Source organism: Pantoea conspicua (assembly GCF_002095315.1).
Taxonomy (GTDB): domain Bacteria; phylum Pseudomonadota; class Gammaproteobacteria; order Enterobacterales; family Enterobacteriaceae; genus Pantoea; species Pantoea conspicua.
The window spans coordinates 23,865-48,525 of record NZ_MLFN01000011.1 but is presented as its reverse complement, the minus strand read 5'-3'; the positions used below and the strand labels follow the sequence as shown (position 1 = coordinate 48,525).

At 57.1% G+C, this 24,661-nt stretch carries 19 protein-coding genes and 3 pseudogenes; 10 read left to right on the top strand and 12 right to left on the bottom strand.

What is annotated here, in order from left to right; translation table 11 throughout:
- Positions 1–73: 73 nt before the first annotated feature.
- Complete coding sequence (locus tag HA41_RS21525; protein ID WP_279627059.1) at positions 74–202, bottom strand: hypothetical protein; 129 nt, start codon at positions 200–202, stop codon at positions 74–76.
- A gap of 261 nt (positions 203–463) precedes the next feature.
- On the opposite strand from HA41_RS21525, the gene HA41_RS06380 reads away from it, so the two are divergent.
- A complete protein-coding gene (locus HA41_RS06380; protein ID WP_094120062.1) occupies positions 464–1,357 on the top strand; it encodes a dihydrodipicolinate synthase family protein in 894 nt (297 codons plus the stop codon).
- Between the two features lie 53 nt (positions 1,358–1,410).
- On the opposite strand, the gene HA41_RS06375 is transcribed toward HA41_RS06380, so the two are convergent.
- The 3 genes from HA41_RS06375 to HA41_RS06365 form a co-directional block, all read right to left on the bottom strand.
- Entirely contained in the window at positions 1,411–1,908 is a 498-nt protein-coding gene (locus HA41_RS06375; RefSeq protein WP_094120061.1) for a P-loop nucleotide/nucleoside kinase family protein, read from the bottom strand.
- A 328-nt stretch (positions 1,909–2,236) separates the two neighbouring features.
- Positions 2,237–2,470, bottom strand: coding sequence for a hypothetical protein (locus HA41_RS06370; protein ID WP_094120060.1), 234 nt, complete (start codon positions 2,468–2,470; stop codon positions 2,237–2,239).
- A 385-nt stretch (positions 2,471–2,855) separates the two neighbouring features.
- Positions 2,856–3,197 (bottom strand): cupin domain-containing protein, encoded by a 342-nt coding sequence (locus tag HA41_RS06365; RefSeq protein ID WP_094120059.1) that lies wholly within the window; start codon positions 3,195–3,197, stop codon positions 2,856–2,858.
- Positions 3,198–3,336: 139 nt separating this feature from the next.
- Here HA41_RS06365 and HA41_RS06360 point away from each other — a divergent pair, with 139 nt between their 5' ends.
- Positions 3,337–3,975 (top strand): RpiB/LacA/LacB family sugar-phosphate isomerase, encoded by a 639-nt coding sequence (locus HA41_RS06360; RefSeq protein ID WP_094120058.1) that lies wholly within the window; start codon positions 3,337–3,339, stop codon positions 3,973–3,975.
- A gap of 65 nt (positions 3,976–4,040) precedes the next feature.
- Here HA41_RS06360 and HA41_RS06355 read toward each other — a convergent pair.
- The 6 genes and pseudogenes from HA41_RS06355 to HA41_RS06330 form a co-directional block, all read right to left on the bottom strand.
- A pseudogene (locus HA41_RS06355) lies at positions 4,041–4,798 on the bottom strand (ABC transporter ATP-binding protein).
- Between the two features lie 9 nt (positions 4,799–4,807).
- Positions 4,808–5,674 (bottom strand): ABC transporter ATP-binding protein, encoded by an 867-nt coding sequence (locus tag HA41_RS06350; protein ID WP_094120092.1) that lies wholly within the window; start codon positions 5,672–5,674, stop codon positions 4,808–4,810.
- Positions 5,646–6,551: an ABC transporter permease gene (locus HA41_RS06345; RefSeq protein WP_094120057.1), complete on the bottom strand. Its 906-nt coding sequence runs from the start codon at positions 6,549–6,551 to the stop codon at positions 5,646–5,648. Before HA41_RS06345 ends, HA41_RS06350 begins: the two co-directional genes overlap by 29 nt.
- On the bottom strand, positions 6,548–7,579 hold the full coding sequence (locus HA41_RS06340; RefSeq protein ID WP_094120056.1) for an ABC transporter permease: 1,032 nt from the start codon (positions 7,577–7,579) through the stop codon (positions 6,548–6,550). Before HA41_RS06340 ends, HA41_RS06345 begins: the two co-directional genes overlap by 4 nt.
- Positions 7,576–9,062 (bottom strand): annotated as a pseudogene (locus HA41_RS06335) (ABC transporter substrate-binding protein). The gene HA41_RS06340 and the pseudogene HA41_RS06335 overlap by 4 nt, the downstream one beginning before the upstream one ends.
- A 271-nt stretch (positions 9,063–9,333) precedes the next feature.
- Positions 9,334–10,488: a mandelate racemase family protein gene (locus tag HA41_RS06330; protein ID WP_094120055.1), complete on the bottom strand. Its 1,155-nt coding sequence runs from the start codon at positions 10,486–10,488 to the stop codon at positions 9,334–9,336.
- Between the two features lie 374 nt (positions 10,489–10,862).
- Here HA41_RS06330 and HA41_RS06325 point away from each other — a divergent pair, with 374 nt between their 5' ends.
- The 4 genes from HA41_RS06325 to HA41_RS06305 all read left to right on the top strand — a co-directional run bounded on the left by HA41_RS06325 (position 10,863) and on the right by HA41_RS06305 (position 15,132).
- A complete protein-coding gene (locus HA41_RS06325) occupies positions 10,863–11,978 on the top strand; it encodes an ABC transporter substrate-binding protein (protein WP_094120054.1) in 1,116 nt (371 codons plus the stop codon).
- A 165-nt stretch (positions 11,979–12,143) separates the two neighbouring features.
- Complete coding sequence (locus HA41_RS06320; protein ID WP_094120053.1) at positions 12,144–12,551, top strand: DUF2231 domain-containing protein; 408 nt, start codon at positions 12,144–12,146, stop codon at positions 12,549–12,551.
- 12 nt (positions 12,552–12,563) lie between these two features.
- Positions 12,564–13,865: a PQQ-dependent sugar dehydrogenase gene (locus HA41_RS06315; protein ID WP_143807267.1), complete on the top strand. Its 1,302-nt coding sequence runs from the start codon at positions 12,564–12,566 to the stop codon at positions 13,863–13,865.
- A gap of 613 nt (positions 13,866–14,478) precedes the next feature.
- Positions 14,479–15,132: a DapH/DapD/GlmU-related protein gene (locus HA41_RS06305; RefSeq protein ID WP_094120090.1), complete on the top strand. Its 654-nt coding sequence runs from the start codon at positions 14,479–14,481 to the stop codon at positions 15,130–15,132.
- A 32-nt stretch (positions 15,133–15,164) separates the two neighbouring features.
- Here the strand turns inward: HA41_RS06305 and HA41_RS06300 are convergent, their stop codons facing one another.
- Both HA41_RS06300 and HA41_RS06295 read right to left on the bottom strand, forming a co-directional pair.
- Entirely contained in the window at positions 15,165–16,490 is a 1,326-nt protein-coding gene (locus HA41_RS06300) for an MFS transporter (RefSeq protein ID WP_094120052.1), read from the bottom strand.
- Positions 16,491–16,703: 213 nt separating this feature from the next.
- A complete protein-coding gene (locus tag HA41_RS06295) occupies positions 16,704–17,684 on the bottom strand; it encodes a GT-D fold domain-containing glycosyltransferase (protein ID WP_094120051.1) in 981 nt (326 codons plus the stop codon).
- Positions 17,685–18,372: 688 nt separating this feature from the next.
- Between HA41_RS06295 and HA41_RS06290 the strand changes: the two genes are divergently transcribed.
- From HA41_RS06290 to HA41_RS06275, 4 genes and pseudogenes are all read left to right on the top strand, one after another.
- A complete protein-coding gene (locus HA41_RS06290; protein ID WP_094120050.1) occupies positions 18,373–20,730 on the top strand; it encodes a membrane-bound PQQ-dependent dehydrogenase, glucose/quinate/shikimate family in 2,358 nt (785 codons plus the stop codon).
- 307 nt (positions 20,731–21,037) lie between these two features.
- Positions 21,038–22,018 carry a TIM barrel protein gene (locus HA41_RS06285; protein WP_094120049.1) on the top strand — a complete coding sequence of 327 codons (981 nt, stop codon included), beginning with the start codon at positions 21,038–21,040 and terminating at the stop codon, positions 22,016–22,018.
- A gap of 65 nt (positions 22,019–22,083) precedes the next feature.
- Positions 22,084–23,121 carry a sugar ABC transporter substrate-binding protein gene (locus tag HA41_RS06280; RefSeq protein WP_094120048.1) on the top strand — a complete coding sequence of 346 codons (1,038 nt, stop codon included), beginning with the start codon at positions 22,084–22,086 and terminating at the stop codon, positions 23,119–23,121.
- Positions 23,122–23,140: 19 nt separating this feature from the next.
- A pseudogene (locus HA41_RS06275) lies at positions 23,141–24,642 on the top strand (sugar ABC transporter ATP-binding protein).
- Positions 24,643–24,661 lie beyond the last annotated feature (19 nt).

The window sequence follows — 24,661 nt, the reverse complement described above, 5'->3', positions numbered from 1 at the left end:
CAGGTGCAATCTTCACCCGGTCATGTTGCCCGCGACGTCAGTTTGCAGAAATGTGACAGAATTCATAACTGTGTTACAGCTGACGTGAATCGGGGCTGGCGGTCTCCTGACGCTGACCACCTGGGATGGCAGACTGTTGCTGGTCGTAAAGCGTGACGGCGCTGCCGTCCGCGGGTTGCAGCAGAGCGTCGCAGATCTGCACCGCAACCTCTCCCGCCAGGCAATCGTCATAGCTGCGGGCCAGGTGTCGGGATGCCGAAACGCTTTTGCAGGATCACATTAAGATCAAACATTGTAATTTACCTCCTGTTCAGAGGCATACTCTCTGACCAGCCTCCTCCTTTGGGTGTCAGCAGTAAAATAGCGGGCGGGGCGGCGTGATGCTTCGGCCAGTAACGAAATCTCCCTGTGCTGACGAGATGAGTGAGCCAGCCAGGTAATCCCCCATTATGGAGCAGTGACAATGTTTACCGGACTGAGTGCGTTTCCCCTGACCCCTTTTGCGGCGGATAAGCCGGATGAAGCGGCATTTTTACGGCTGTTGCAGCGGCTGACGGAGGCGAAGGTCGATTCGCTTGGGGTGCTGGGTTCCACCGGCAGTTACGCCTATCTGACCCGCGCCCAGCGCAGGCGAATTACCGAACTGGCGGTTGCCCATTCAGAGGCGATTCCGGTGATGGTTAGCATTGGTGCGGTCAGTACGACTGAAGTGCTGCAGCTGGCAGAGGATGCCCAGCAGGCAGGTGCGGCGGCGTTGCTGTTGCCGCCACTCGGCTATCAGGCACTGCGGGAAGACGAGGTGTTCACGCTCTACCAGACGGTGACGCGTCACGTCTCGGTGCCGATCTGCGTCTATGACAATCCGGGTACTACTCATTTTGCTTTTTCCGATGCGCTGCTTGGCCGCATCGCCGCGCTACCGGGTATTGCCTCAATAAAAATACCCGGCGTACCTGCAGATTTGCAGGCTGCCCGGGAGCGCATTGCGCAACTGCGGTCCCTGCTGCCGGAGACGGTCTCAATCGGGGTCAGCGGCGATGCATTTGCCGCTACCGGTCTGCTGGCGGGCTGCGATGGCTGGTACTCGGTCTGCGGCGGGCTGTTTCCCCGGATTGCACAGGCGATCACCTCGGCGGCGAAGGCGGATGATGATCAGCGTGTCAGCGCGCTGGATGCGCAGCTGCAACCTTTATGGGCGCTGTTCCGTCAGCATGGCGGCAGTCTGCGGGTGATGGCAGCGGCGGCGGCCATTGCAGGCCTGACCGCGCCAGATTGTCTGCCGCGTCCGTTACTGCCGCTTTCAGCAACGGATGCTCAGCAGGTTGCTGACGTGCTGGCCGCGCTGACGCTGGCGTAGCGTCATCGGCTAAATCCGGCACTGGAAGGCTCAGCCTTATCCGCTGCCGTGCGTTAACGGTGCCGCACCAGATTAAACCCTTCGCTCTCCTGCGGTGGCTCAAAGTAGCGGGTGATTAACGCGAACTGCTCATCGCTGGTGGCGAAGGCATGGGTGCCTGACTGATTGCGGGCACGCAGACGGGATTTACACAGGTCGTCGGGGAGGTCGAGATAATGCAGCTGGTGCTGCGCCGCGGATTGCGTGATCAGCGATCTCATCCAGGCACGATTCGCCTGGGTGTTGGCGGGAAAATCGAGCACCACTGAGACACCTGTCCGGAGCAGCGCCAACAGGTGCGGGGTCATGGCCGTTTTCAGCCACGCCGCACAGCGGATATAGTCGGCGACCGACTGCAGCTGATCCGGGTAGAGCGCAGCCAGCCAGTGATCTTCACTGAGGATCACGCAACCCGGTTCTGCACCCAGACGGGCAGCAAGGGTTGATTTACCGGAAGCGATTTTGCCGCACAGCAGGTGCAGCGTTGCGGGAGTCACGGTATCACGATTCATAAGGTTCCTTATCGGGTTAACGCCGGTAAGGCCCGCCTTACCGGCGGGAGAGAGACAGGCTATCCCACCGCAATGCAAGCGGTGTTAATCTTCTCTGACTGAGGTAAAGCGTATCGGTCCATCCTGTGAGACTAACAAAGTAAGCGGGATTAATCAGCCGGATATCGCGCCACTGTCGCCTGACAGGAATGGCTGCCGCGCAGCACTGACGGGGGATGGACCAGCCAGCGGCGGAGCACCGGGACGGAGGATCAGCGGGCGCGGTGACAGCCTGCTATCAGTAACCCGCAACGGGGCGCAGCCACCGCTTTGCTGCAAACGGTCAGCATCACGCCTGTTTCGCCATCAGTAAAGTCAGCAATTCCCGGCAGCACGCCTCTTCTTCCGCACTCTCTGCGGCTGCCAGATGACGCAGCAGCGCCATGCAACTGGTTTCCTTGCCCGCTTCCATCAGCTCTTCGACCAGAAAAATCAGCTTGTCCTGTTCAGTGGCGTGATACGCCGGAGGGATCAAGTGGACATTTTCCTTCACGGCCAGGGTATTGCTCTCTGTGTAGTTCATAGAATTGTCCTGTTTTGGGTTAAAAAATGACCTGATGAATGCTTTAAACCTATGCAGTAATCTGATTTTTGTACAGGTTTTGGTGGAAATCTTTTTAAGCGAAACGGGTATCAGAGGCGGGGGAAACACAATAAGAATAGTCGAGCAGGCCGCGGCTGGCGGGGGATGCGGAGTGGCAGCGTCCGGCTATTACGCAGCCGGTAAATATTAAAAGCCTGCTAATCATTTGGTTAGCTAAGGAGTCTGCTGGTAAAAAAGTTAAAAAAATAATCCGCGGCCCGGCCAGTGTTAGCCAGAGCCGTCGAATGAACGCAATATGCAGGCGGGGTATCGTTCAGCATCAGCCACCGTGCGACAGGTTGCCCGGCGGCTGATTCACGTTTTATCAGGCGGTGGTGTCGCGGGCGGGCAGGAAATCTTCACGTTGTGGGGTAAAGGTATCCAGCAGTACGCCGGGTTCGAGGCAGACGCAGCCATGTACTACATCGGGCGCTTTGTACAGCGTATCGCCCGGACCCACTTCCCGCGTCTCACCATTAATGGTAAAGGCGAAACGGCCGCTCAGCACATAGGTTAACTGCTCATGCGGATGGTGGTGCAACGGACCGACGGCATCTTTTTCGAAACTGACTTCGACCGCCATCATGGTACCGCCATACGCCAGCACCCGACGGGTCACGCCGTTGCCTAAATCTTCCAGTGGCCGCTCTTTTTTGTAGATAAACATCAGAACTTCCTTATGCAGGTGGACGCCAGGGTAGCCGTTTTGTGACGCTACTCACAGCGAGGAGGTGAATTAGTCCATGCACTTTAGCGGTTTTTCATTAAAATGAAACGGTGTTTCAATTAAATGCTAAGGGTAGATCATGAAAATCGCGTTAATGATGGAAAACAGCCAGGCGGCTAAAAACGCTATCGTGCTGAAAGAACTGGAAGGCGTCGCGCAGCCGCTGGGCCATCAGGTCTTCAACGTCGGGATGAGCGACGAACAGGATCACCATCTGACCTATATTCACCTCGGCATTCAGGCCAGCCTGCTGCTGAACAGCAAGGCGGTTGGTTTCGTGGTGGCCGGCTGCGGCACCGGACAGGGCGCTCTGATGTCGCTCAATATTCATCCGGGCGTCAACTGCGGATACTGTATCGATCCGGCTGATGCCTATCTGTTTGCGCAGATTAACAACGGTAACGCGCTGGCGCTGCCGTTCGCGAAAGGCTTCGGCTGGGGCGCAGAACTCAACCTGCGCTTTATCTTCGAAAAAGCCTTTACCGGCGAGAAAGGCATGGGCTATCCGCCAGAGCGCAGAGAGCCACAGGTGCGCAATGCCGGTCTGCTGAACCAGGTTAAAGCGGCCGTAATCAAAGAGAACTACCTTGATACGCTGCGTGCCATCGATCCTGAACTGGTGCAGACCGCGGTCAGCGGCCCACGCTTCCAGCAGTGCCTGTTTGAGCATGGACAGAACACGGAGATTGCCTCCTTTGTGCGTCAGTTGACGCAGTAAGCGCTCAGACGTGCTGAAGGCCAGGGTAACCTGGCCTTTTTTATGCCTGTTGCCCGACGCCGTGCTCAGTGCGCCGCTACCGGGGTAGCGTGGCGGCTCGCCTCCACCAGCATTCGGGTATAAGGCATACTTGCCCGATTGCTCACCAGCGTCGGCACATCCAGCGTCTCCAGCACCTTGCCCTGTTGCATCACCGCCACCCGATGGCAGAGGTGCGCCACCACGCCCAGATCGTGCGTTACCATCAGATAGGTCAGGTTATCCTGCTGCTGCAGGTCGCTTAGCAAATTAAGGATTTCCGCCTGTACCGACACATCAAGCGCCGAGGTCGGCTCATCCAGTAACAGCACCGCCGGTTCCAGAATCAGCGCCCTGGCGATCGCCACGCGCTGACGCTGACCGCCGGAGAGCTGGTGCGGATAACGGGTCTGCCAGGCGCGATTTAATCCGACTTTTCCAGCATGGCGATCACCCGCTGCTGACGCTGGCCGATGCCCTGAATCTGAAGCGGCTCTTCGAGGATATCGCCAATCGTATGGCGCGGATGTAGCGAACCGTAGGGGTCCTGAAACACCATCTGCACCCGCCGGCAGCGCGCCCGATCGATACAGTGCGCCAGTGGTTGTCCGTCAATCTCCAGCGCACCCTGCCAGTGGTTAAAGAGTCCCGCCAGACATTTCAGCACCGTAGTTTTGCCTGAGCCTGACTCGCCGACCAGCCCAAAGATTTCGCCCTGTCTGACCTGAAGGTTGACGTCGAACAGCACCTGACTGCGGGCGTTGTCTTCACCAAAGCTGAGATTAAGATTATTCACGGTAATCATGATTTTCCCTTATTCGGTTAACCAGCTGGCGTGACGTTGTAACACCGGCAGGCGATTGCGACGGTGATCGAGGTCCGGCAGCGCCGCCATCAGCCCCTGGGTGTAGGGATGCTGTGCCCGATCCAGTTCGCTGGCGGCCAGCGACTCCACGACGCGGCCGGCATACATTACCAGCACCCGATCGCAAAAACGGCGGACCAGATTTATGTCGTGGCTGATAAAAATCAGCCCCAATCCGCGTGCCTTCACCAGATCGTCGAGCAGCGCCAGCACCTGCAGGCGCACCGACACATCCAGCGCGGAGGTCGGTTCATCGGCAATCACCAGCTCCGGTTCGGTAATCAGCATCATGGCTATCATCACGCGCTGTCCCTGACCGCCGGAAATTTCATGCGGATAAAGCTGATAGACCCGTTCAGGGTCGCGGATTTGTACCACTTCCAGCATCGCCAGCGCCCGCTGACGAGCTGCCGCCTGCTGGCCGCGATGATGACTGCGCCACGCCTCGGCAATCTGTTCGCCGACCCGTACCACCGGATTGAGCGAATATTTCGGGTCCTGCATGATCATCGAGATCCGTTTACCGCGGATCTCGCGCATCCGGGCCGGGCTGGCGTGCAATAAATCGACATCGCCAAACTGCATCCGGCTGGCCTCAATCCGCGCTTTCGCCGGCAGCAGTTGCAGCAGCGCCCGGCCAACGGTCGATTTGCCGGAGCCGGATTCACCCACAATGGCCAGCTTCTCCTGGCCGAGCTGAAAGGAGACGCCGCGTACCGCCGGGGTGCTCTGACGTCCGTTAACAAAATTTACGTGCAAATCGCGCACGTCGAGCAACGGCGAAGCGTTACTCACTGCGGGGATCGAGCAGGTCACGTAGGCCATCTCCTAAGAAGTTAAATGCCAGGCTGTTAATCAGGATTGCCAGACCGGGTACGGTGACCACCCACCAGCACTCCAGCATGTAGGTACGACCACTGGCGATCATCGCGCCCCATTCAGGATCGGGCGGCTGCGCACCGAGGCCGAGAAAGCCAAGGCCTGCGGCGGTGAGAATAATGCCCGCCATGTTCATGGTGATGCGAATAATCACCGACGGCAGGCAGAGAGGGATGATGTGTTTCCACAGCACCCGCAGCGGCGAGGCACCCTGTAAACGCACCGCAGAGATAAAGTCTGCCTGACGCAGCGACAGGGTTTCTGCCCGCGCCAGGCGGGCAATCGGCGGCCAGGCGGTAAGGGTAATGGCGATCACCACGTGCTCCAGTCCCGGACCCAGCGCGGCGACGAAAGCCAGCGCCAGTACCAGGCTGGGAAAGGAGATAAAAATATCGGTGACCCGCATCAGCACGGCATCGACCTTGCCACCAAAATAACCCGCGGTCACGCCCAGCAGCAGGCCGAGCGGCCCGACGGTCACCGACACCAGCAGCACGATATAGAGGGTGATGCGCGCCCCCCAGACCAGCCGGCTAAAGATGTCACGGCCAAACTCGTCGGTGCCGAACCAGTGCGCCGCCCCTGGCGGCATCAGCGCATTGTTCAGATCCTGAATCAGCGGATGATAAGGGGCGATCCACGGCGCAAACAGCGCCACGATACAGAGCAGCAGCACAATGCCGCCGCCGATGGCGGTAAGCGGATTACAGGCCATGCGCCAGATAAAGTGTCCGCTTCGGGCAGCGAAACGGCGACAGCGCGCCAGTCGCTCACGCGTGGGGCTGGTGGCCGGCGCATCAAAGGAAATCGTCATACTTTAGTCCTCGGATCAAACACCTGATAGAGCAGGTCGGAGAGCAGGTTAAGCAGCACGAAAATCAGGCCCACCACCAGTACGCAGCCCATCACCGCGTTCATATCGCCCAGCATCAGGCTGCCGGTCAGATAGGAACCAAAGCCCGGCCACGAGAAGACGGTTTCAATCAGCACCGCGCCTTCCAGCAGCGAACCGTAAGCCAGCGCAACCACGGTCAGCAGCTGCACCAGAATATTGCGGAAGGCGTGTTGCCAGATCACCTGCCACTCGGTTAAGCCTTTCACCCGGGCGGTGAGGATGAACTCCTGCGACAGCTGCGCCAGCATAAAGCTGCGCGTCATGCGGCTGATGTAGGCCAGCGAATGAAAACCCAGCAGTGAGGCGGGTAATACCAGATGATTCAGCGCATTCCAGAACACCTGACTGTTACCGGCCAGCAGGGCGTCGATCAGCATAAAGCCGGTGCGACGTGGCACGAGGCCATCAAGGCTGAAGTCAACCCGACCCGCGCCACCGACCCAGCCGAGGTGGGCATAAAACAGCAGCAGGCCCATCATCCCGACCCAGAAGATTGGCGTGGAGTAACCCGCGAGGCTGATCATCCGCACCAGATAATCGATGACGCTGTTGCGACGGGCGGCGGCCAGCACCCCCAGCGGCACGCCGAGGCCGGCACCCAGCACAATCGCCAGCGTTGCCAGTTCAACCGTCGCCGGAAAAACGCGCAGAATATCGTTGACCACCGGCTGGCCGGTGAGCAGCGCATGGCCGAGATCGCCGTGCAGCAGCGCATTGAGGTAAATGCCAAACTGGACCCACAGCGGCTTATCAAAACCGAGCTGATGATAAACCTGCTGGTAGGTCGCCTGATCGGCATCCGGTCCGACAATCGCCAGCACCGGATCAAGCGGCATGACCCGCCCGATAAAGAAGGTCAGCATCAGCAGGCCAGAGAGGGTGATGAGCACCTGCAGGCCGCGTTTGCTGATGCGACGACAGTGATTTCGGGTAAGTGTCAGGGTCATTGTGCACCTCCGGCCAGGCTATCAGGGGTTTTCCAGACGTCGCGCAGAAAGGTGGTGGCCGACGGATGTGGCTGATAATCCTGCACCCGATTGTTGATCACTACCGAATCGAGCATCTGGGAGAGCGGCATCAGCGCCGGCACCAGCTGGTCATAGCGTTGCTGAATGGCGAAATAGGCCTGCTGTTGCCGGGCGCTGTCGCGTTCCACCAGCGCGCGATCGATCATGCTGTTGAGTTGCGCATCATAAAAACCGGTGCGCCAGCCCTGGAAATTGGTCAGACGGGCGCTGTCAGCATTATTCGGGTTATAAACCAGCGAACGCAGACTGGAGTGAGGATGCGGCTCCACGCCGCTGCCGCCGCGGCCGACCAGCAGGTTGAACTGACGATCGCGCATCGCCCCATAGATCTGGTTACCGGTGCCGGTGATGATTCTGGCGCGGATGCCCGCCTGCAGCAGCGTCGACTGAATGGCAATGGCAATATTCAGGAACGGCTGATCGGCCAGCACCCGCAGCGTGGTGTCGAAACCGTCAGGGTAGCCTGCCTCGGCCAGCAGCGCCCTGGCACGCGGCACATCCAGCCGGTAGCCCGGGTCGGCAGCGTGGCCGGCATACCCGCCTGGATCGGCCGCTGATGCAGTTCGCCATAGCCGGTCATCAGGCTCTTGTTGATCCCCTGATAATCCACCAGATAACGCACCGCCTCGCGAACCCGTCGGTCGTTAAAGTGCGGGTCCTTCATACTCATCGCCAGGTAGTAGATCGTGCCTCTTCTGACGGTATCAATCGCCAGATCGGGATCGTGGCGCAGGGCGCGTACATCGGGAATCGACATATTACTGGCGATGTCGAGATCGCCTTTCTGCATCATCAGTCGCAGCGTCTGCGACTCCTGCAGATGACGGAACACCACCCGAGACATTTTTGCCTCGCCGCGCCAGTAACCGGCGGCCCGGCTCATGCGCAGCACATCTTTTGCCTGCCAGAGATCCAGCCGGAACGGACCGGAACCCGCTTCATGCGTAGTGAGCCAGCGGTTACCCCAGTCGCCATTGACCTCATGCTGCTGCACCGTTTTACGATCCAGTACCACCATGCTGCCAAGCGCGGCCAGCGAATAGATCACCAGCTGCGGGTCGTTGGGTTTCGGCAGGGTAATGACCACGGTGCGGGCGTCAGGGGCGGTGATCATCTGGTCAACGTTGTCACGGGTGAACCCATAGGATTTCCAGACCGACGCCTGCGCCAGATTAAGGTGCAGTACCCGCCGCATCGACCAGACAGCATCGTCACTGGTCAGCGGATTGCCGGAATGGAAAGTGACATTGTCACGAAGGGTAAAGGTCAGGGTTGTCTTGTCGGGGCTAATGGACCAGCGTTCGGCCAGCGCCGGACGCACGTCGGTCAGCTGTTTCGGGTTGAGTTCGACCAGCCCGTCATAAAGATTAACCACGATACCCACCACCTCATTGCCGGTCATCGCAGCCGGATCCAGGGTGAGCAGGTTATTCATGTTCATACCAACGATTAGCTGGTTGTCAGGCGTTTGTGCCTGCAGCAACGGGCTGCCGATCAGCAGTATCGCAATCAGCCACGTGCGGCAACAGTGAATCAGTTTCATAAGTCGGATCCGCCAGGTCAGAGGTTTCCCGATCGGCTACCCGCCTGTCAGCCGGACTGACCGCAGTCAGGTCGGCGGGAAGCCGGTAGCGAGGCGGGATTATTATTGTTTGCTGTCGCGCATTCGCGACTTACCAGCGATTCAGCGTATGGGTCTCGATCCAGCTAAAATTAATGTCCTCGCCAAGTCCGGCGCGGGTCGGCAGGGTGACAAAACCCTGCGCGTCCATCGGATCGACCAGGCTGTTGAGATAGGCGGGTGGCGTCTCATAGTCGAGGAACGGATGCAGCAATCCCCGTTCGTACCAGCGGCAGTTGCGGATTGCGCCGATCACCGCCAGGCTGGCGGCACCGTTGCCGTGAACTTCACAGTCCATACCAAACGCCTCTGCGAGGTTAGCCACTTTGAGGGTGGCAGAGATACCGCCGACCCCATTGGCCCCGGCACGCAGAATGTCGCAGGCACCGGCGCGCACCCAGTCGGCGCGGCTGTGATGCTTGCCACCGAGACTCTCCGGGCCGAGGACGTCAATCGACAGATTCTCCGCCAGCCAGGCGTAAGAGGCCATGCTCTCCTCTTCCATCGGCTCTTCAAACCAGGCGAAGTTGAGTTTTTCCAGCGCCCTGCCGATGGTCAGGGCATCGCTGCGGCTGTACCAGTGGTAGCCATCCAGCATCAGCGCGATATCCGGGCCGACCGCTTCCCGCACCGCGGCGCAGGCTTTGATATCCATCGCCGGGCTGGGCGCAAACGAGACCGGCGGCATCCAGGTGTGCAACTTGATCGCCTGATAGCCCCGCGCCACCAGTTTTTCAGCGAACTGCGCATACTCATCCGGGGTAGAGAGCCCGCCGTGCAACTCATCGCCGCACATGGTGCTGCCATAGGCCGGGATTTTTTCCCGGTAGCCGCCCAGCAACTTATGCACCGGCTGATTAAGTTTGCGGCCAATCATATCCCACAACGCCTGTTCTACCGCCGACAGTGCCCGCTCGGTAAGCTGATGAGCGCTGCCGCGCTGCCAGTGCACCAGGTCCTGCCATAAGCGCTCACGATCAAAGGCGTTCTGGCCGATCAGCACTTTACGGAAGAAGGCATTAACCACGTGCGACCGGATCACTTCGGGCGGGGCAAAGGCGTAACCGCAGTCACCGTCCTCGCTGGTCAGGGTGAGCAGCGCCATCTGCGCCTCATTTTCCGGACCGGGATGGGAATGCCCGGCGCTGTCGCTACAGCGTTGGGTCGGATAGGTAAAGAGAGTGACATCAATTGCGCTAATCTTCACGGCTGAGCTCCTGTGGCTGACTGTCCTGACGATTATTAAAACGTCGTTTCATTTTTCAATCTAACTGCAACATTTTGTTAACGCATTAGCCAAACCGATTACATTGATGGCGAATATGTGGGCAATCGCCCTGGGCGCTGTGAGCATATTCACGAAAGCTGGCCATTTTGTGAGCAGTGACACAGCCGCTTTCCGGCGTGATCAGGACGATAAAAGTGTTCAGTCAGCTTCGACTGCCCTGGCGGGCACTGTTAATTCAGGTAGCGCGGGTGCTAAAAGATTTCCTGTCATCACTTCCCATGATGCTGTTTTTAAGTGATAGTAACGCCGCTTTATATTAATAATTCTCATTATCATTACTCTGGGTGTTAACAATGAAAAAATGGTTTTTAGCGCTGGGGCTAATAACACTGGCAGGGATGGCGTCAGCCAAAACCCTTACCGATGTGGCTGGCCGTCAGGTTGAGGTGCCGCAGGAAGCAAAACGCATCATTCTGGGCGAGGGACGCCAGATCTACCTGCTGGCTGCGTTTGACACCGACGCGCCGTTTAAGCGGGTGATTGGCTGGCGCGATGATTTTCCGAAAGCGGACTGGGATGGCTATCAGGCCTATGAACAGCGCTATCCGCAGATTAAGCAGCTACCGACCTTTGGCGGCGCGAAAGATGGCACTTTTAACGTGGAGCAGGCGTTAACGCTCAAGCCCGACCTGGTGCTGATGAACCTGGAATCGAAAGCAGCAACCGACGAAGGCAAACTGATCGAGAAGCTGCAGGCAGTAGGTGTACCGGTGGTGTTTATCGATTTCCGTGAATCCCCGTTTGTGAATGCGGAGAAAAGTATCCGCATTATGGGCGAACTGCTGAATAAACCTGAGCGGGCGCAGGCGATTATCGATTTTCGTCAGCAGCAGATTGATCGGGTCACGTCAAAACTGGCGAATTTCACCGGCTACCGCCCCAAAGTGATGATTGACCGGGCTGGCGGCTACAGCGACGAATGCTGCATGTCATTTGGTAATGAAAACTTCGGTCAGATGGTGGAGATGGCTGGCGGCCGTAACATCGCTAAGGATCTGATCCCTGGCACCTTTGGCACGGTTAATCCGGAGCAGATTATCGCCAGCCAGCCGGATGTGGTGGTGGTCACCGGGGCGAACTGGAAGAACTACAACACCGTCGGTAAATGGGTCGGCGTCGGACCGGGCGCGAATCAGGCAGAAGCCATCGCACGGCTGAAAACCCTGATGATGCGGGACGCGTTTAAAACCCTGCCAGTGGCACATAACGGCAAGGCACACGCCATCTGGCATCAGTTCTATGACAGCCCGTATCAGTTTGTTGCGATTCAGGTGCTGGCCAAATGGCTGCATCCCGATCTGTTTGCCGATCTCGATCCGGATGCGACCTTCCGCACGTTCCATCAGCAGTTCCTGCCGCTGCCGTATCAGCCGGGTTACTGGGTGACGCTGCCCGCCGATAAGTCCTGATCCCCTGGCGGTGACCTTGCTGTCACCGCCCTGAATTTCACTTCCTGTTGAATTAACCCTTCGCTTTTCTTCATGTTTACTAATCTTTTACAGGCGCGAGATCGGTTGTTGCCGGCAGCTTCACCGCTGGACCGATCCGCTTTCATCGCTAAAATGGAGAGAAACATGCGCAATACCTCGGGAAGATCGGCGTTCGCCGTGACGCTGTACGCTCTGCTGGAGCCGGTGCCGCTGGGCTTTTTTGTCGCCGCCTGGCTGTTTGACATCCTCTATAGCCAGACCTTTGTGCTGTTCTGGACCGATGCGGCTGGCTGGCTGATCGCGCTGGGACTGATGCTGGCGATTGTGCCACGACTCATCGCGCTGGTTTATCTGTTTCGCGGCAGCGACAGCGCAGAAAAGAGCCATTTCTGGCTATGGCTGGCGGCGATCGTCATTGCCATCGTTAATGCGTTTATCCACAGCCGCGATGCCGCCGCCGTGATACCGCTTGGTGTAACGCTTTCCACGCTGGTGGTGGCGTTGCTGCTGCTGGCGAATGTGCAACTTGCGTTACGTCAGCGTAGCGCTTAAGGAGGAGCCACCATGAAAATGCAGCATAAATCCTTACTGGCGCTCACCCTGACGGCTCTGCTGGCCGGCTGTGATGATGGTGCGCTGGTCGATCCGCAAAAACAGATTGGACCCAACCCGGAACTGCCGCAGGCGCAGAATTTCTTTATGCCGCCCATGCAGGTGCCGGAAGGGACACCGTGGAAAGCGGGCGAGATGCCAAAAGTGGCGCAGGGGCTGAAAATCGAGAAAATCGCGGAGAATCTGCAGCACCCACGCCAGGTTTACGTGCTACCGAATAATGATGTGCTGGTGGCAGAATCAAACGGACCGCCCAAGCCGACCACCCGTCCCAAGCAGCTGATTATGGGCATCGTGCAGAAGGCGTCAGGCAAAGGCGGTGCCGGCGGGAATCGCATTACGCTGCTGCGTAACGTCAACGGGAAATGGGAGCAGCACCGCTTTATCGAAAATCTGCATTCGCCGTTTGGTATGCAGCTGATTGGTAACACGCTCTACGTTGCCAATGCCGATAGTCTGGTGAAATTCCCGTATCAGGAAGGGCAAACGGAGATTCGCACGCCGCCAGAAGAGGTGACCGAGCTGCCGGGCGGCCCGATTAACCACCACTGGACCAAATCGCTGTTAGCCAGCCCGGATGGCAGCAAACTTTATGTCGGCGTCGGCTCGAACAGTAACGTCACCGAAAATGGCATTGGGGCGGAATACCGGCGCGCGGCGGTACTGGAAGTGGACGCCGCCAGCGGGGCCAGCCGTATCTACGCCAGCGGATTGCGCAATCCGACCGGCTTACAGTGGGAACCGCAGAGCGGCAAACTGTGGGCCATCGTTAACGAGCGTGATGAAATTGGTTCCGATCTGGTGCCGGACTATCTGACCTCGGTACAGGACAAGGGCTTTTATGGCTGGCCCTACAGCTACTTTGGTCAGCATGTTGATAGCCGTGCCGAACCGCAGCGTCCTGACCTGGTTGAGAAGGCGATAAAGCCGGATTACGCGCTGAGTTCGCACGTTGCACCGCTGGGACTGCTGTTTTACAGCGCAGATAACATGCCGCAGTATCGCGGTGGCGCCTTTATCAGCGAACACGGTAGCTGGAACCGCACGCCGCTCAACGGCTATAAAGTGGTCTGGGTGAAGTTTGAAAACGGCAAACCGGTCGGACAGCCACAAACGGTGGTATCCGGCTTCCTGACGGAGGATGAGAAGCAGGTGCGGGGTCTGCCGGTTGGCCTGGCCAGCGACCAGCAGGGCGGCGTGTTAATCGCCGATGACGCCGGCAATACCGTCTGGCGGATCAGCGCCGCCAATTAATAGGTTTATGACGGGCATAAAAAAAAGGATTTGGCATGATGCCAAATCCTTTATTTTTTTGTTCGCCACCCGGCTGGTAACCGCGCTGCGAACGAGGTGCTCAGCACTCTCCACACAGCAGATTGTAAAATGTGCGGCTAAGGATTTCAAGTTTCGCTAAAATACTGTATGTTTATACATGTGTTGGGTGTTGAGCAAAGCCTCATTGTCGACTGGCCGCTCCCAGGGGCACGGTTTCTAAAATCCCGGCAGGCATCAGGTGGTGCTGGCCTGTGGCTTTAACCATGAGTGCCGCTCAGCCCTCTCCACAAAGATGTGCTTAGGCGCCCGGCGGGTAGAGTCAAAGCCTCGGTTGCCGAACAGCGCGCTCCTGTTAAAGGAGAAGGAAAGTGATGGAACTGACTAAGCTGATTCTGGATCTCATCCGGGTCATCTTGCAGATCATCGTTGCCCTTATGCAACTGACCGGTCACGCAGGTTAACCGGAACTTGAAACAAGGCGGAGCTAACCACTCCGCCTTTTTTCGCTGTCAATTGGCTGTCATGCTGGCCGGATATTGTAGTGCGGCAGCGTGACGCCAGCCTGGTGTCGCCTTTTACCCTCGGGAGCATTATGTCAGTTGCCGCCGTTATGCCCGCCAGACTCCAGCACACCCGGATTGATGAGAGTGTGCGTATGCGTGAAACCCGCATCGGTCAGCAGTGTGAAATTCTGGCGCATTCGACGCTGGAATATTGCGATCTGGGTGACTTCTCTTACGTCGGGGAGCATTGCAGCATCGCCGATACCCAGATTGGCCGCTTCTGCGCCATCGCCAATCAGGTGCGCATCGGGGCACCCAATCATCCGATGAACCGCGCCTCACAGCATCGTTTCACCTACTGCCCGGAGTATTACCACACAGACGCCACGCGCGATCACGGCTTCTTCGCTGCGCGTCGGGCCGATCGGGTGATCATCGGTCATGATGTCTGGATAGGTCACGGGGTGATCGTGCTGCCGGGCGTGACCATTGGCGATGGTGCGGTACTGGCCGCGGGCGCGGTAGTGACCAAAGATGTGGCGCCTTACAGCGTGGTGGGTGGCGTGCCGGCGAAACCTCTGCGGGTGCGGTTTACCCCGGCGATTGCGGCCAGCCTGCAACGTATTGCCTGGTGGGACTGGCCGCTGGAGAAACTGCTGGCCAACCTGGCGGACTTTCAGCACGGCGATATTGAACAGTTTTGCCAGCGTCACGACCTCCGATCAGCCATCAGATCAACATAGCGCCCCCCGGGGTTAAGCGGAGAGGCGACCTGTCAGGCGGCGGAGGTTTCCGCCACCTCAGATGACGGGGTCTCCGCCACCAGCGTTTTCTCCGGCTGCAGCAGGGTCATCGCCAGCATACTGCCAAAGGCGATCAACGCGGTGACGGTGAACATCGCGTTATAACCATAATATTCTGCCAGCCAGCCGCACAGCATTGGCGAGATAATTGCCGCCAGGTTGGCGATCGCCAGCGTCATGCCGCTGTAGGTTCCGACCGAGGCTTTGGGTGTCACGTCAATCACCACTGACCAGTAGACATTATTCACCAGCGCATTGAGGGCGTTACCCAGCGTCATCAGAGCAATAATTCCGGCAGCTGACGACACGTAGGGGATCGCCATAAAACAGCAGGCGGTACCGCACAGCGTCACGGCAGCAAACAGATTACGCGCCAGCCGCAGGTTGTTAAAGCGGGCCAGCAGGATATCAGCGATGCGTCCGCCCAGCAGCACGGTCAGGCAGGCACCGCTCCACGGAATCATCGCCACGTACCACAGCGAATGCAGATCGTAATGGAAATTGTCCTGCAGGTATTTCGGCATCCACGTCACCAGGGTAAAGGTGATGTAGAGGAAGGAGAAATAGCCCAGCGCGTTGCACACCAGCGTGCGGCTGGTGAAGAAGCGCCACCACGGCAGCGCCACGCCATCGGTGGTGCGCTGGCGCTGGCCGTCGCGGATCAGGCTGCGTTCTGCTGCGCTGGTGGCAGGGCTGCTCTCCGGGCCGTCACTGAAGGTACGGGCAAACAGCATCATCGCCAGCAGCGAAAAAACGCCGAGCAGGATAAACATCATGCGCCAGTCACCGGTCAGCAGCAGCAACCCGACCGCAATCGGCGCAGTCAGCAGTGCGCCGACCTGAGTAGAGAGCAGACCAATGCCAAGCGCAAAGCCACGCTCGTTATCCGGTGCCCAGTGGGCAATCGCCTTGTTCATCAGCGCATAGGCGGGGCCTTCCGAGAAGCCGAACAGGATGCGCAGGGCGGCAAACCCCATAATGGCGGAACCGCCAAACAGCGCTATGCCCAGCTCACCGGCCCAGGCAGTGGCAATCTCCAGCAGTGACCAGAGTACGCCTGCCATTAACCACACTTTTTTGGTGCCGATGCGATCGGCAAGAAAGCCGCCGCACAGCGAACCAAACAGATAGCCGAAGCCAAAGTAGCCCAGCACTGCGCCCAGCTGAACTTTACTGAAGTGATACTCTGTGGCAATTGCATTGGCGGCAAACGAGAGCGCGCCGCGGTCGATGTAGTTGATCAGGGCGATCAGGAACAACAGTGAAAATATCGTGTAACGGTAACGGCTGGCCTTCATCTCACTTCTCCTGAATGGGGATAACAGGATCGATGAAGCAAAATAAGTGCCGGAAATGGCGGAAAGGGGAAAAAGGACCGGATTGCCCGCGACGACGGACGTTTCCCGCTGCCGCATCGGATAGCCGGCATGGAGAATTACCCGGCTAATTATTCGCCTGCGCATCCATCCGGTGCAGTGGCTGCCTGAAAACAGGGAGCGCAGGGCAAACCATCAGGCCGCGCTGTGCTGCGCCAGCGGGTCCGGGGGCAGCGGAACTACCGGGGGTTCGGCCGTTTCGCCGACATGTTGCAGCACCTGCATCTGATAACCGGCATCGGCTACTGCACTCTGTTCACTGAGCAGCACACCCGCTTCATTAACGTTTTTACCCGCCACTTTCATTTTTGTGGTGGCACTGGCCAGCATCCATTCATATTCAATATCAACGTGACCACTATCAATACAGCGAATGCCATGCTGGCTCAGATCATAGGCCAGTACCGTTGCGGTGGGACCTAATGAAATTAAGACCAGATCATAATCAGAGGCGTGCGCTAATATCGCGGCGAATAAACGGTCATAAACCGAAAAGGCATTACGGTTGAGCGTGGTGATGCGTTTAACTTCGCGCGCATCTGCCAGTAAATCATTGCCTAATCCCAGCCGCGTTCCGCTGCCCTCCACAATTAACAGCCGCTGGTCTTTATAGAGTTGCTTAAATTTATCAAATATCGTCTGGGACAATTGTTTAGTTTTATAATCGTGATAAGGACGGGTGACAGAGGTATTACCATACTGGTACTGAGAATTGAGCAGAGAAGCATAATATTTAAAATAAAATGACTTGTGAAAGAACCAGAACAGTGCCGAACCTGAACGCATATTTCGCGTGGTGCGAAAGGCATCCGGCAGGCAGAGCAGACAGTGAGGATTTGCCTGCGGTCCCTGTTGCAGCAGCGCTTTCAGCCTGGCCGAAAGCTGCGGGTTAAAAGGCTGAAAACCTATATTTTTATAGTAGGTCATCTCCAGTTCACCATCCCCGTAGCGTGCCAGCGATAATTGCGGGTTCGCTAATAACAGATCGATAGTCTCTTCAATCGACATCACCGAATAACGTTTAACCTGCGCCTGCGCCGCCGGATAACGGATCGCCGCATTGATTAATTTAAACGGGAAACGAAATTTACGATAGATAGCGTGTAGTGCGGACATGATTAGCCTGCCTGTTTATCCTGCCACGCAAAGCCTGCTGCGCCCGCAGAGAAGAAGGGGGATGTGTTTCTATTTATATCACATCATAAAGAGCTGCCAGGCTGAGGAATATCTTAAAGCGTTTAAACACGTTATATTTAACAGGGTAATTAATGTTTTTCCGGGATTTCGGGAGAGGATGTAAAAAGATTGTGAGTTGTAAAACGTCGGAATGAAATTAATCAAGACGAAACGACCAGGGGCTAACCGGTTGTGCGGAGGAATTATTTTTCAGAATCATTTTACATTACGTAAAACTCGCATTGGATATTCCCGCAGCGGCATAAGATTTATTACAGCCGTACGGCAGGGCACTGATTATTAATTTTTGACATTCACTGTCACAGCCGGATCGCCCCCGGACGGGATTTGCTGAAGCAGAATTTGTCTGTTTAATCCACACCTTTGAACAAAAGGTGCGGTTTGTTTTGCCCAATGATTAATTTTTTGTGATGGAAGTCGCGTAATTGCCGCTTCGGAAAGTAAAAAAACCTGCCGTTACGCTCTTACGGAGAGGGGGATTAATAAGGCTGTCTAATGTCTTACCTTTCGACATGTTTTTACATATTTCTTACGTTAGTTAAAATCCCGTTGATTTTATGTTTTCAAATTTGATTTTCTACCACCGCTAATGACCCGAGGATGGATCATGATTAACAAAATTACCAGTGTAATCATGGCGATATTTTCTATCGCCCTGATTTACATGGGAGGACAACTCCTGCTGGTGGGAGGCAGTGCATTCTATGCGCTGATGGGCGTAGGCGTTCTGCTCAGCGCTATCCTGCTCTTTATGAACAAGCGTAGCGCGCTGATGCTCTATGCGCTGCTGATGTGGATCACCCTGTTCTGGATTATCTGGGAAGTGGGCTTCGATAAGTGGCAGTGGATCCCACGCGGTGACCTGTTTGGCGTGCTGGGTGTCTGGCTGGCCCTGCCTTGGGTGGTTCGCCCACTCTATCAGGGGCAGCGCCGCTTCCATCCTTTCCTCGGCAGCACGGTCATGCTGATGGTGCTGCTGGTGATCGGCCTCTGCTTCTACGATCCGATCCCCCAGCAGGGCACCATCAACAACGCACGGACCCCGGCAGCCAGCAATGGCGCGGCAGACGAGTGGAGCGCCTACGGCGGAACCACAGACGGCCAGCGCTTCTCGGCGCTGAATCAGATCACCAAAGATAACGTGAAAGATCTGGAAGTGGCGTGGACCTATCATACCGGGGATCTGCGTCAGGGTGATGATGCCACCGAGTACACCTTTGAAGCGACGCCGCTGAAAGCCAACGGCATGCTCTACTTCTGTACACCGCATAACGAAGTACACGCGCTCGATCCGGAAACCGGTGCGGTGAAGTGGAAGACCGCGCCGGATAAAAACCGCTCCTATCTGCAGCAGCACCAGACCTGCCGTGGCGTCAGCTACTTCGACGCCGGTCAGCAGGCGCAGCAGCAGAGCAGCGCACAGCCGGCGATCTGCCGCAAGCGTATCTTCAACGCCACCACTGATGCCCGCCTGATCGCGCTGGATGCCGATACCGGTAAAGCGTGCGCCGATTTCGGTGATAACGGTGTAGTGAACCTGCGCGCCAACATGGGCGATCTGCGTCCTCATGCGCTGATGCAGACCGCGGCACCGCTGGTGGCAGGCAATCTGGTGATTGTCGGCGGCTCGGTGATGGATAACGGTTTCAATACCGGTAACCCGTCTGGCGTGATCCGTGCCTACGATGCGATCACCGGTCGTCTGGTGTGGAACTTCGATCCGGCGAATCCGGCGAATACCGCGCCGCTTGATACGGCAGCTACTTATCCGCAGGATACGCCGGTTGCCTGGGCGACCCTGAGTGCTGATCTGAAAAATGGCCTGGTCTATGTGCCGTTTGGCAACGCCTCGCCGGATGAAGTCGGCATCGAACGTGATCCCAATAGCAACACCGAGAAGTTCCGCGATGCGCTGGTGGCGCTGGATCTGAAAACCGGTGCGTTTAAATGGCGTTATCAGAGTTCGAACCATGACCTGTGGGATCGTGATAACCCTTCGCAGCCTTCGCTGATTGATATCGACTATCAGGGCAAGTCACAACCGGCGGTGATCCTGCCGACCAAAACCGGCAACCTGTTTGTGCTGAACCGTCTGACCGGCGAACCGATCTATCCGGTGGAGCAGGTTAAGGTCTCGACTGACGGCATCAAGGGCGAGCAGTATGCCGCCACTCAGCCAGTCTCCAGCCTGAACTTCATCCCGCAGCCGCTGACTGAAAAGTCGATGTGGGGGATCACGCCGTTTGACCAGATGAGCTGCCGGGCCAGTTTCCGTGAGCTGCGTTATGACGGTAACCCGTGGACGCCGCCAACCGAGAAAGGCTCGTTGATTTTCCCGGGCAACATCGGGGTCTTCAACTGGGGCTCAGTGGCCGTCGATCCGCAGCGTCAGATGCTGATTGCTGCGCCGGTCCGTCTGGCTTACAAATACACCCTGATCAAGCGCACGCCGGAAACCGAAACCCAGCGTACCTTCAGCAAGGACGGCACGCCGTACTGGAATGAAAACTTCCACGGCGATTATGCGATTCACATCCAGCAGCTGGCTTCCGGCCTGGGTATTCCGTGCATCGCGCCACCGTGGGGACGCATGGTGGGTGTCGATCTGAAAACCGGTAAAACCGAATGGCTGCGTCGGGTGGGCAACACCAAAAACCTGAAAACCAGCTTCCTGCCGGGCCGTTTCCCAATCGGTTTCCCGATGGGGATGGTGGCACACGGCGGTCCGTTACTGACCGCGGGCGATCTGGTGTTCCACGGTGCGACGGCGGATAACTTCTTCCGTGCCTATGACAGCACCACCGGCGAGCTGCTGTGGCAGACCGAACTGAGCGCAGGCACACAGGCCACGCCATCCACCTTTATGGGTAAAGATGGTAAGCAGTATGTGGTGATTGCGGCAGGCGGACACGGTTCGCTCGGCACCACGGCGGGCGACAGCGTGGTCGCTTTCCGTCTGAAGTAACCTGACAGGCTGAGCGCCAGTGACTGGCGCTCAGCTTTTCTGATTTTCTTTCCCCGTTTTTCTCTTCTCAGCTTCGCCTGGCCTTCCCGTTTAACCCCTTGTTTCACCAGATTTTTCTTCTGTCTCTTTGGGTATCTGACTTAATGACGTCCCGAAACTATTTCGTGACAGCTCTCTCAATTTGGCGATTATCCCGGCCGGAGACGCTTGCGCGCCAGAGTACAGAGAGTAGATTAATGTATAACTTCACAAATAATCGTGAATATGGAAAGTACATCACAAGTCACTATCTGAAGGATTAATCCTCATGTCCGAACTGAAATTTGCCACCCGTCTGAACTCCTTCGCCTCGGGCGCTCATCTTTACTGGCCTGATTTGCAGGGCAAACCGTCGGTACTGCAGATGATTGACCGCGCCGGTAAGGTAAAGGGTTTAACCCACCTTGATCTCAATTTCCCGCAGCACCTCACCAGCGACATTGCCACACTGCGGCAGGCGATTGCTGATGCCGGTCTGGCGGTCAACGGGATGCAGATGCGCTGGGACGCACCACAGTTCAAAATCGGCGCCTTTACCCATCCCGATGCGAAAGTGCGTCGTGAAGCGATCGAGCTGACCAAGCGCGGCATTGATACCGGCCGGGAGTTTGGCTCAAAGCTGATGACGTTATGGATGGGGCAGGATGGTTTCGATTACTGCTTCCAGGCAGATTACAAAAAGATCTGGGAAGACGCGGTCAGTGCGGTGCGTGAAGTGGCGGACTATGCGCCCGACGTCGACGTCAGCATTGAATACAAACCCAACGAGCCGCGTGCTTACAGCATTTTCCCTAACGCCACCACCTGTCTGCTGGCGGTGGAGGAAGCGGGCTGTCCAAACCTGGGCATTACGCTCGACTTCGCCCACGTGCTGTTTGCCAATGAGATCCCGGCTTACGCGGCGGCGATGGTGGCGCGCCGTTCCCGTCTGCTGGGACTTGATCTGAACGACGGCTGGGGTAAACGCGATGACGGGCTGATGGTCGGCTCGGTGAATCCGCGCGCCACGCTGGAGTTTCTCTGGCAGATGCAGCGTGACGGCTACAGCGGCGCTTACTACTTCGATACTTTTCCGGACGCCAGCGGACTCGACCCGATTCGGGAAGCGGAAAGCAATATCGCCACCGTCATCCGTTTACTGAAATTGTGTGAGCAACTGGATGATAACGCGGCATTACAGGCGGCAATCGATTGTCAGGATGCCGTGGCTTCACAACAGATCGTCAATGACATCATGCTGGCACGCTAACGGTCACACCGCCGGTAAAAAAGTTAACAACCTCTACCCAACACCCAGAGAAGAAAGGTCATCGTATGAAGAAACTCCTGATCGCCGTCATTGCTTCCTCACTGCTGTGCAGCACCGTGTATGCGGCGGAACTGGCACCGCTGCAGTCCGACACTGAACCGGATCGCACTGACTGGACCCAGCTTGATACGAAATATGGCGCTCTGCCAAAAGTGGACAAGACGCTGAAGGTTGGTGGGGTATCGAAAACCCTGACCAATGAATACTGGCGCTCACTCGGCCAGGGTTATCAGAACGTGGCGAAAAAATATGGCTTCACCGTTGCGTATCAGGCGGCAGCCAATGAAGACGATCAGCTGGGTCAGCTCTCTATCGCCGAAACCCTGATCTCCCAGGGCTTTAACGGCCTGCTGGTTTCGCCGCAGACCGACAGCAATCTGGAACCCGCGCTGGAAACGGCCAACAGCAAGAATATCCCGGTGGTTAACGTCAACGATGCGGTGATGCCCAATGCACAGTATTACGTGGGTAACGTGCAGAAAGATAATGGCGTACGGGTAGCCAAATGGTTTATCGAACACCATCCACAGGGCGGTAAAGTGGCGGTGATTGAAGGGCAGCCGGGCGTCTATGCCGCCGGACAGCGCACCCGTGGATTTAAGGAGACGTTGCAGGCCAACGGCAAATTCACCCTTGCCGCCAGCGTACCGGCCAACTGGAGCCGCGAGCAGGCGTTCAATGCCGCCTCGACCATTCTGCAACAGCACCCGGACCTGATTGGTTTCTACGCCAACAACGACACCATGGCACTCGGTGTGGTGGAAGCGGTACGGGCGCAGAATAAAGCGTCACAGGTGGCGATTTTTGGCACCGACGGTATCTCTGATGCCTATGCCTCGATCAAGCGCGGTGAGCTGACCGGCACGGTAGACAGTTTCCCGGTGCTGACCGGCGAAGTGGCGATGGACGTGATGATTCGCCTGGTCAACGGCCAGAAACTCTCCCGGGTAATCTCGACGCCGCAGGCGCTGATCACCAAAGAGAATGTCGAGGCCTTTTCGACCAAAGACAACAGCCGGTTGCGTCAGCTGCTGACCCAGTAATAAGTCAGGCGGAGCGCGTATGGAACAGAATCGTTTAATGATGCGTGGAATCAGTAAAACCTACGGCAACGCCGCCGCGCTACAGAGTGTCGATTTTTCAGTGCGGCCTGGCGAAGTTCATGCCCTGATTGGCGAGAACGGTGCCGGTAAATCGACGCTGCTGAATATTCTCTCCGGCGTGCGGGCGGCGGACAGTGGCGAAATCAGCGTGAACGGTCAGCCGGTGCAGATGAAGAATCCACTCAGCGCCCGTCACGCCGGTATTGCGATGATTCATCAGGAGTTGCAGCACGTTCCGGAACTCTCAGTGGCGCAGAATATGTTTCTCGGTCGCCCGCTGACCAAAGCCGGCGGCTGCTGGGTGGATAAATCGGCCCAGCTGGCGCGGGCGACGCTGATCCTGAAAACGCTGGACCCGAGCATCGATCCCAACACGCCGATCAAAAATCTCAAGGTGTCGCAGCAGCAGATTGTGGAAATCGCCCGGGCGCTGCTCGATGACGCCAAAATCATCGCAATGGATGAGCCAACTTCCAGCCTGACGCCGACCGAATTTGATCGGCTGGCGGAACTGATTGCCGATCTGAAATCGACCGGCGTCTCACTGATCTACGTGTCACACAAGATGAATGAGATTTTCCGGGTCTGTGACCGGGCCACCATCATGCGCGATGGCAAGCAGGTTGGGGTGGTTAATATCTGTGATGAGGATGAAGAGAGCATCGTCGCCAAAATGGTCGGGCGTAAGATTGACAAGCTCGATCATCAGCCTTCGTCAGTGACCGCGAGGTGCTGCGGGTGGAGAACCTCGGGCGCGGCAATGAGGTGATGGCGGCGAACTTCAGCGTACGGGCTGGTGAAGTGCTGGGTATTGCCGGTCTGGTGGGTGCAGGCCGTACCGAGCTGCTTAAACTGATTGCCGGTATCGACAAGCGCACCAGCGGTACGGTGAGCGTGAACGGCACCGCCGTGAAAAATCACAACGTGCGGGCCGCCATCAAAGCGGGTATTGGTCTGGTACCGGAAGACCGAAAAAAAGAGGGCATCATTAAGGAGCGGGCGGTGAAGATGAATATGGCGCTGCCTTCGATGCACCATTTCACCTTTGGCGGCCTGCTCAGCCAGGTACGGCTGAACCGCAAAGCGCAGACGGTGATGGGCGATCTGAAACTGCGCCCGCTGGATATCGAAAAAAGCATCGGCACGCTGAGCGGCGGAAATCAGCAAAAGGTGATTATTGGTCGCTGGGTGGCGGCGGATGCCAGGGTGTTTTTATTTGATGAGCCGACCCGCGGTATTGATATTGGTGCCAAGTCTGAAATTTATCACTTAATTGAAAAACTGGCCCAGGCGGGCAAGGCCATTGTGGTGGTCTCGTCCGAAATGACTGAAATCATGCGGATCTCCGACCGGGTGCTGGTGATGCGCGAAGGGCGAATTACCAAAGAATTAACCGGTAGCGCGATCACGGAAGAGAATATTGCCCGCTTTGCCATTAAAGAGATTGAACAGACCACCTGACCTCTTATCGGACTCTATT

Coding starts and splice junctions, on each gene's coding strand:
- HA41_RS06325 (WP_094120054.1), top strand. CDS start 10,863: ATGAAAAAATGGTTTTTAGCGCTGGGGCTAATAACACTGGCAGGGATG.
- HA41_RS06375 (WP_094120061.1), bottom strand. CDS start 1,908: ATGAATCGTGATACCGTGACTCCCGCAACGCTGCACCTGCTGTGCGGC.
- HA41_RS06360 (WP_094120058.1), top strand. CDS start 3,337: ATGAAAATCGCGTTAATGATGGAAAACAGCCAGGCGGCTAAAAACGCT.
- HA41_RS06340 (WP_094120056.1), bottom strand. CDS start 7,579: ATGACCCTGACACTTACCCGAAATCACTGTCGTCGCATCAGCAAACGC.
- HA41_RS06370 (WP_094120060.1), bottom strand. CDS start 2,470: ATGAACTACACAGAGAGCAATACCCTGGCCGTGAAGGAAAATGTCCAC.
- HA41_RS06290 (WP_094120050.1), top strand. CDS start 18,373: ATGATTAACAAAATTACCAGTGTAATCATGGCGATATTTTCTATCGCC.
- HA41_RS06285 (WP_094120049.1), top strand. CDS start 21,038: ATGTCCGAACTGAAATTTGCCACCCGTCTGAACTCCTTCGCCTCGGGC.
- HA41_RS06315 (WP_143807267.1), top strand. CDS start 12,564: ATGAAAATGCAGCATAAATCCTTACTGGCGCTCACCCTGACGGCTCTG.
- HA41_RS06295 (WP_094120051.1), bottom strand. CDS start 17,684: ATGTCCGCACTACACGCTATCTATCGTAAATTTCGTTTCCCGTTTAAA.
- HA41_RS06305 (WP_094120090.1), top strand. CDS start 14,479: ATGTCAGTTGCCGCCGTTATGCCCGCCAGACTCCAGCACACCCGGATT.
- HA41_RS06280 (WP_094120048.1), top strand. CDS start 22,084: ATGAAGAAACTCCTGATCGCCGTCATTGCTTCCTCACTGCTGTGCAGC.
- HA41_RS06380 (WP_094120062.1), top strand. CDS start 464: ATGTTTACCGGACTGAGTGCGTTTCCCCTGACCCCTTTTGCGGCGGAT.
- HA41_RS06345 (WP_094120057.1), bottom strand. CDS start 6,551: ATGACGATTTCCTTTGATGCGCCGGCCACCAGCCCCACGCGTGAGCGA.
- HA41_RS06365 (WP_094120059.1), bottom strand. CDS start 3,197: ATGTTTATCTACAAAAAAGAGCGGCCACTGGAAGATTTAGGCAACGGC.
- HA41_RS06320 (WP_094120053.1), top strand. CDS start 12,144: ATGCGCAATACCTCGGGAAGATCGGCGTTCGCCGTGACGCTGTACGCT.
- HA41_RS06300 (WP_094120052.1), bottom strand. CDS start 16,490: ATGAAGGCCAGCCGTTACCGTTACACGATATTTTCACTGTTGTTCCTG.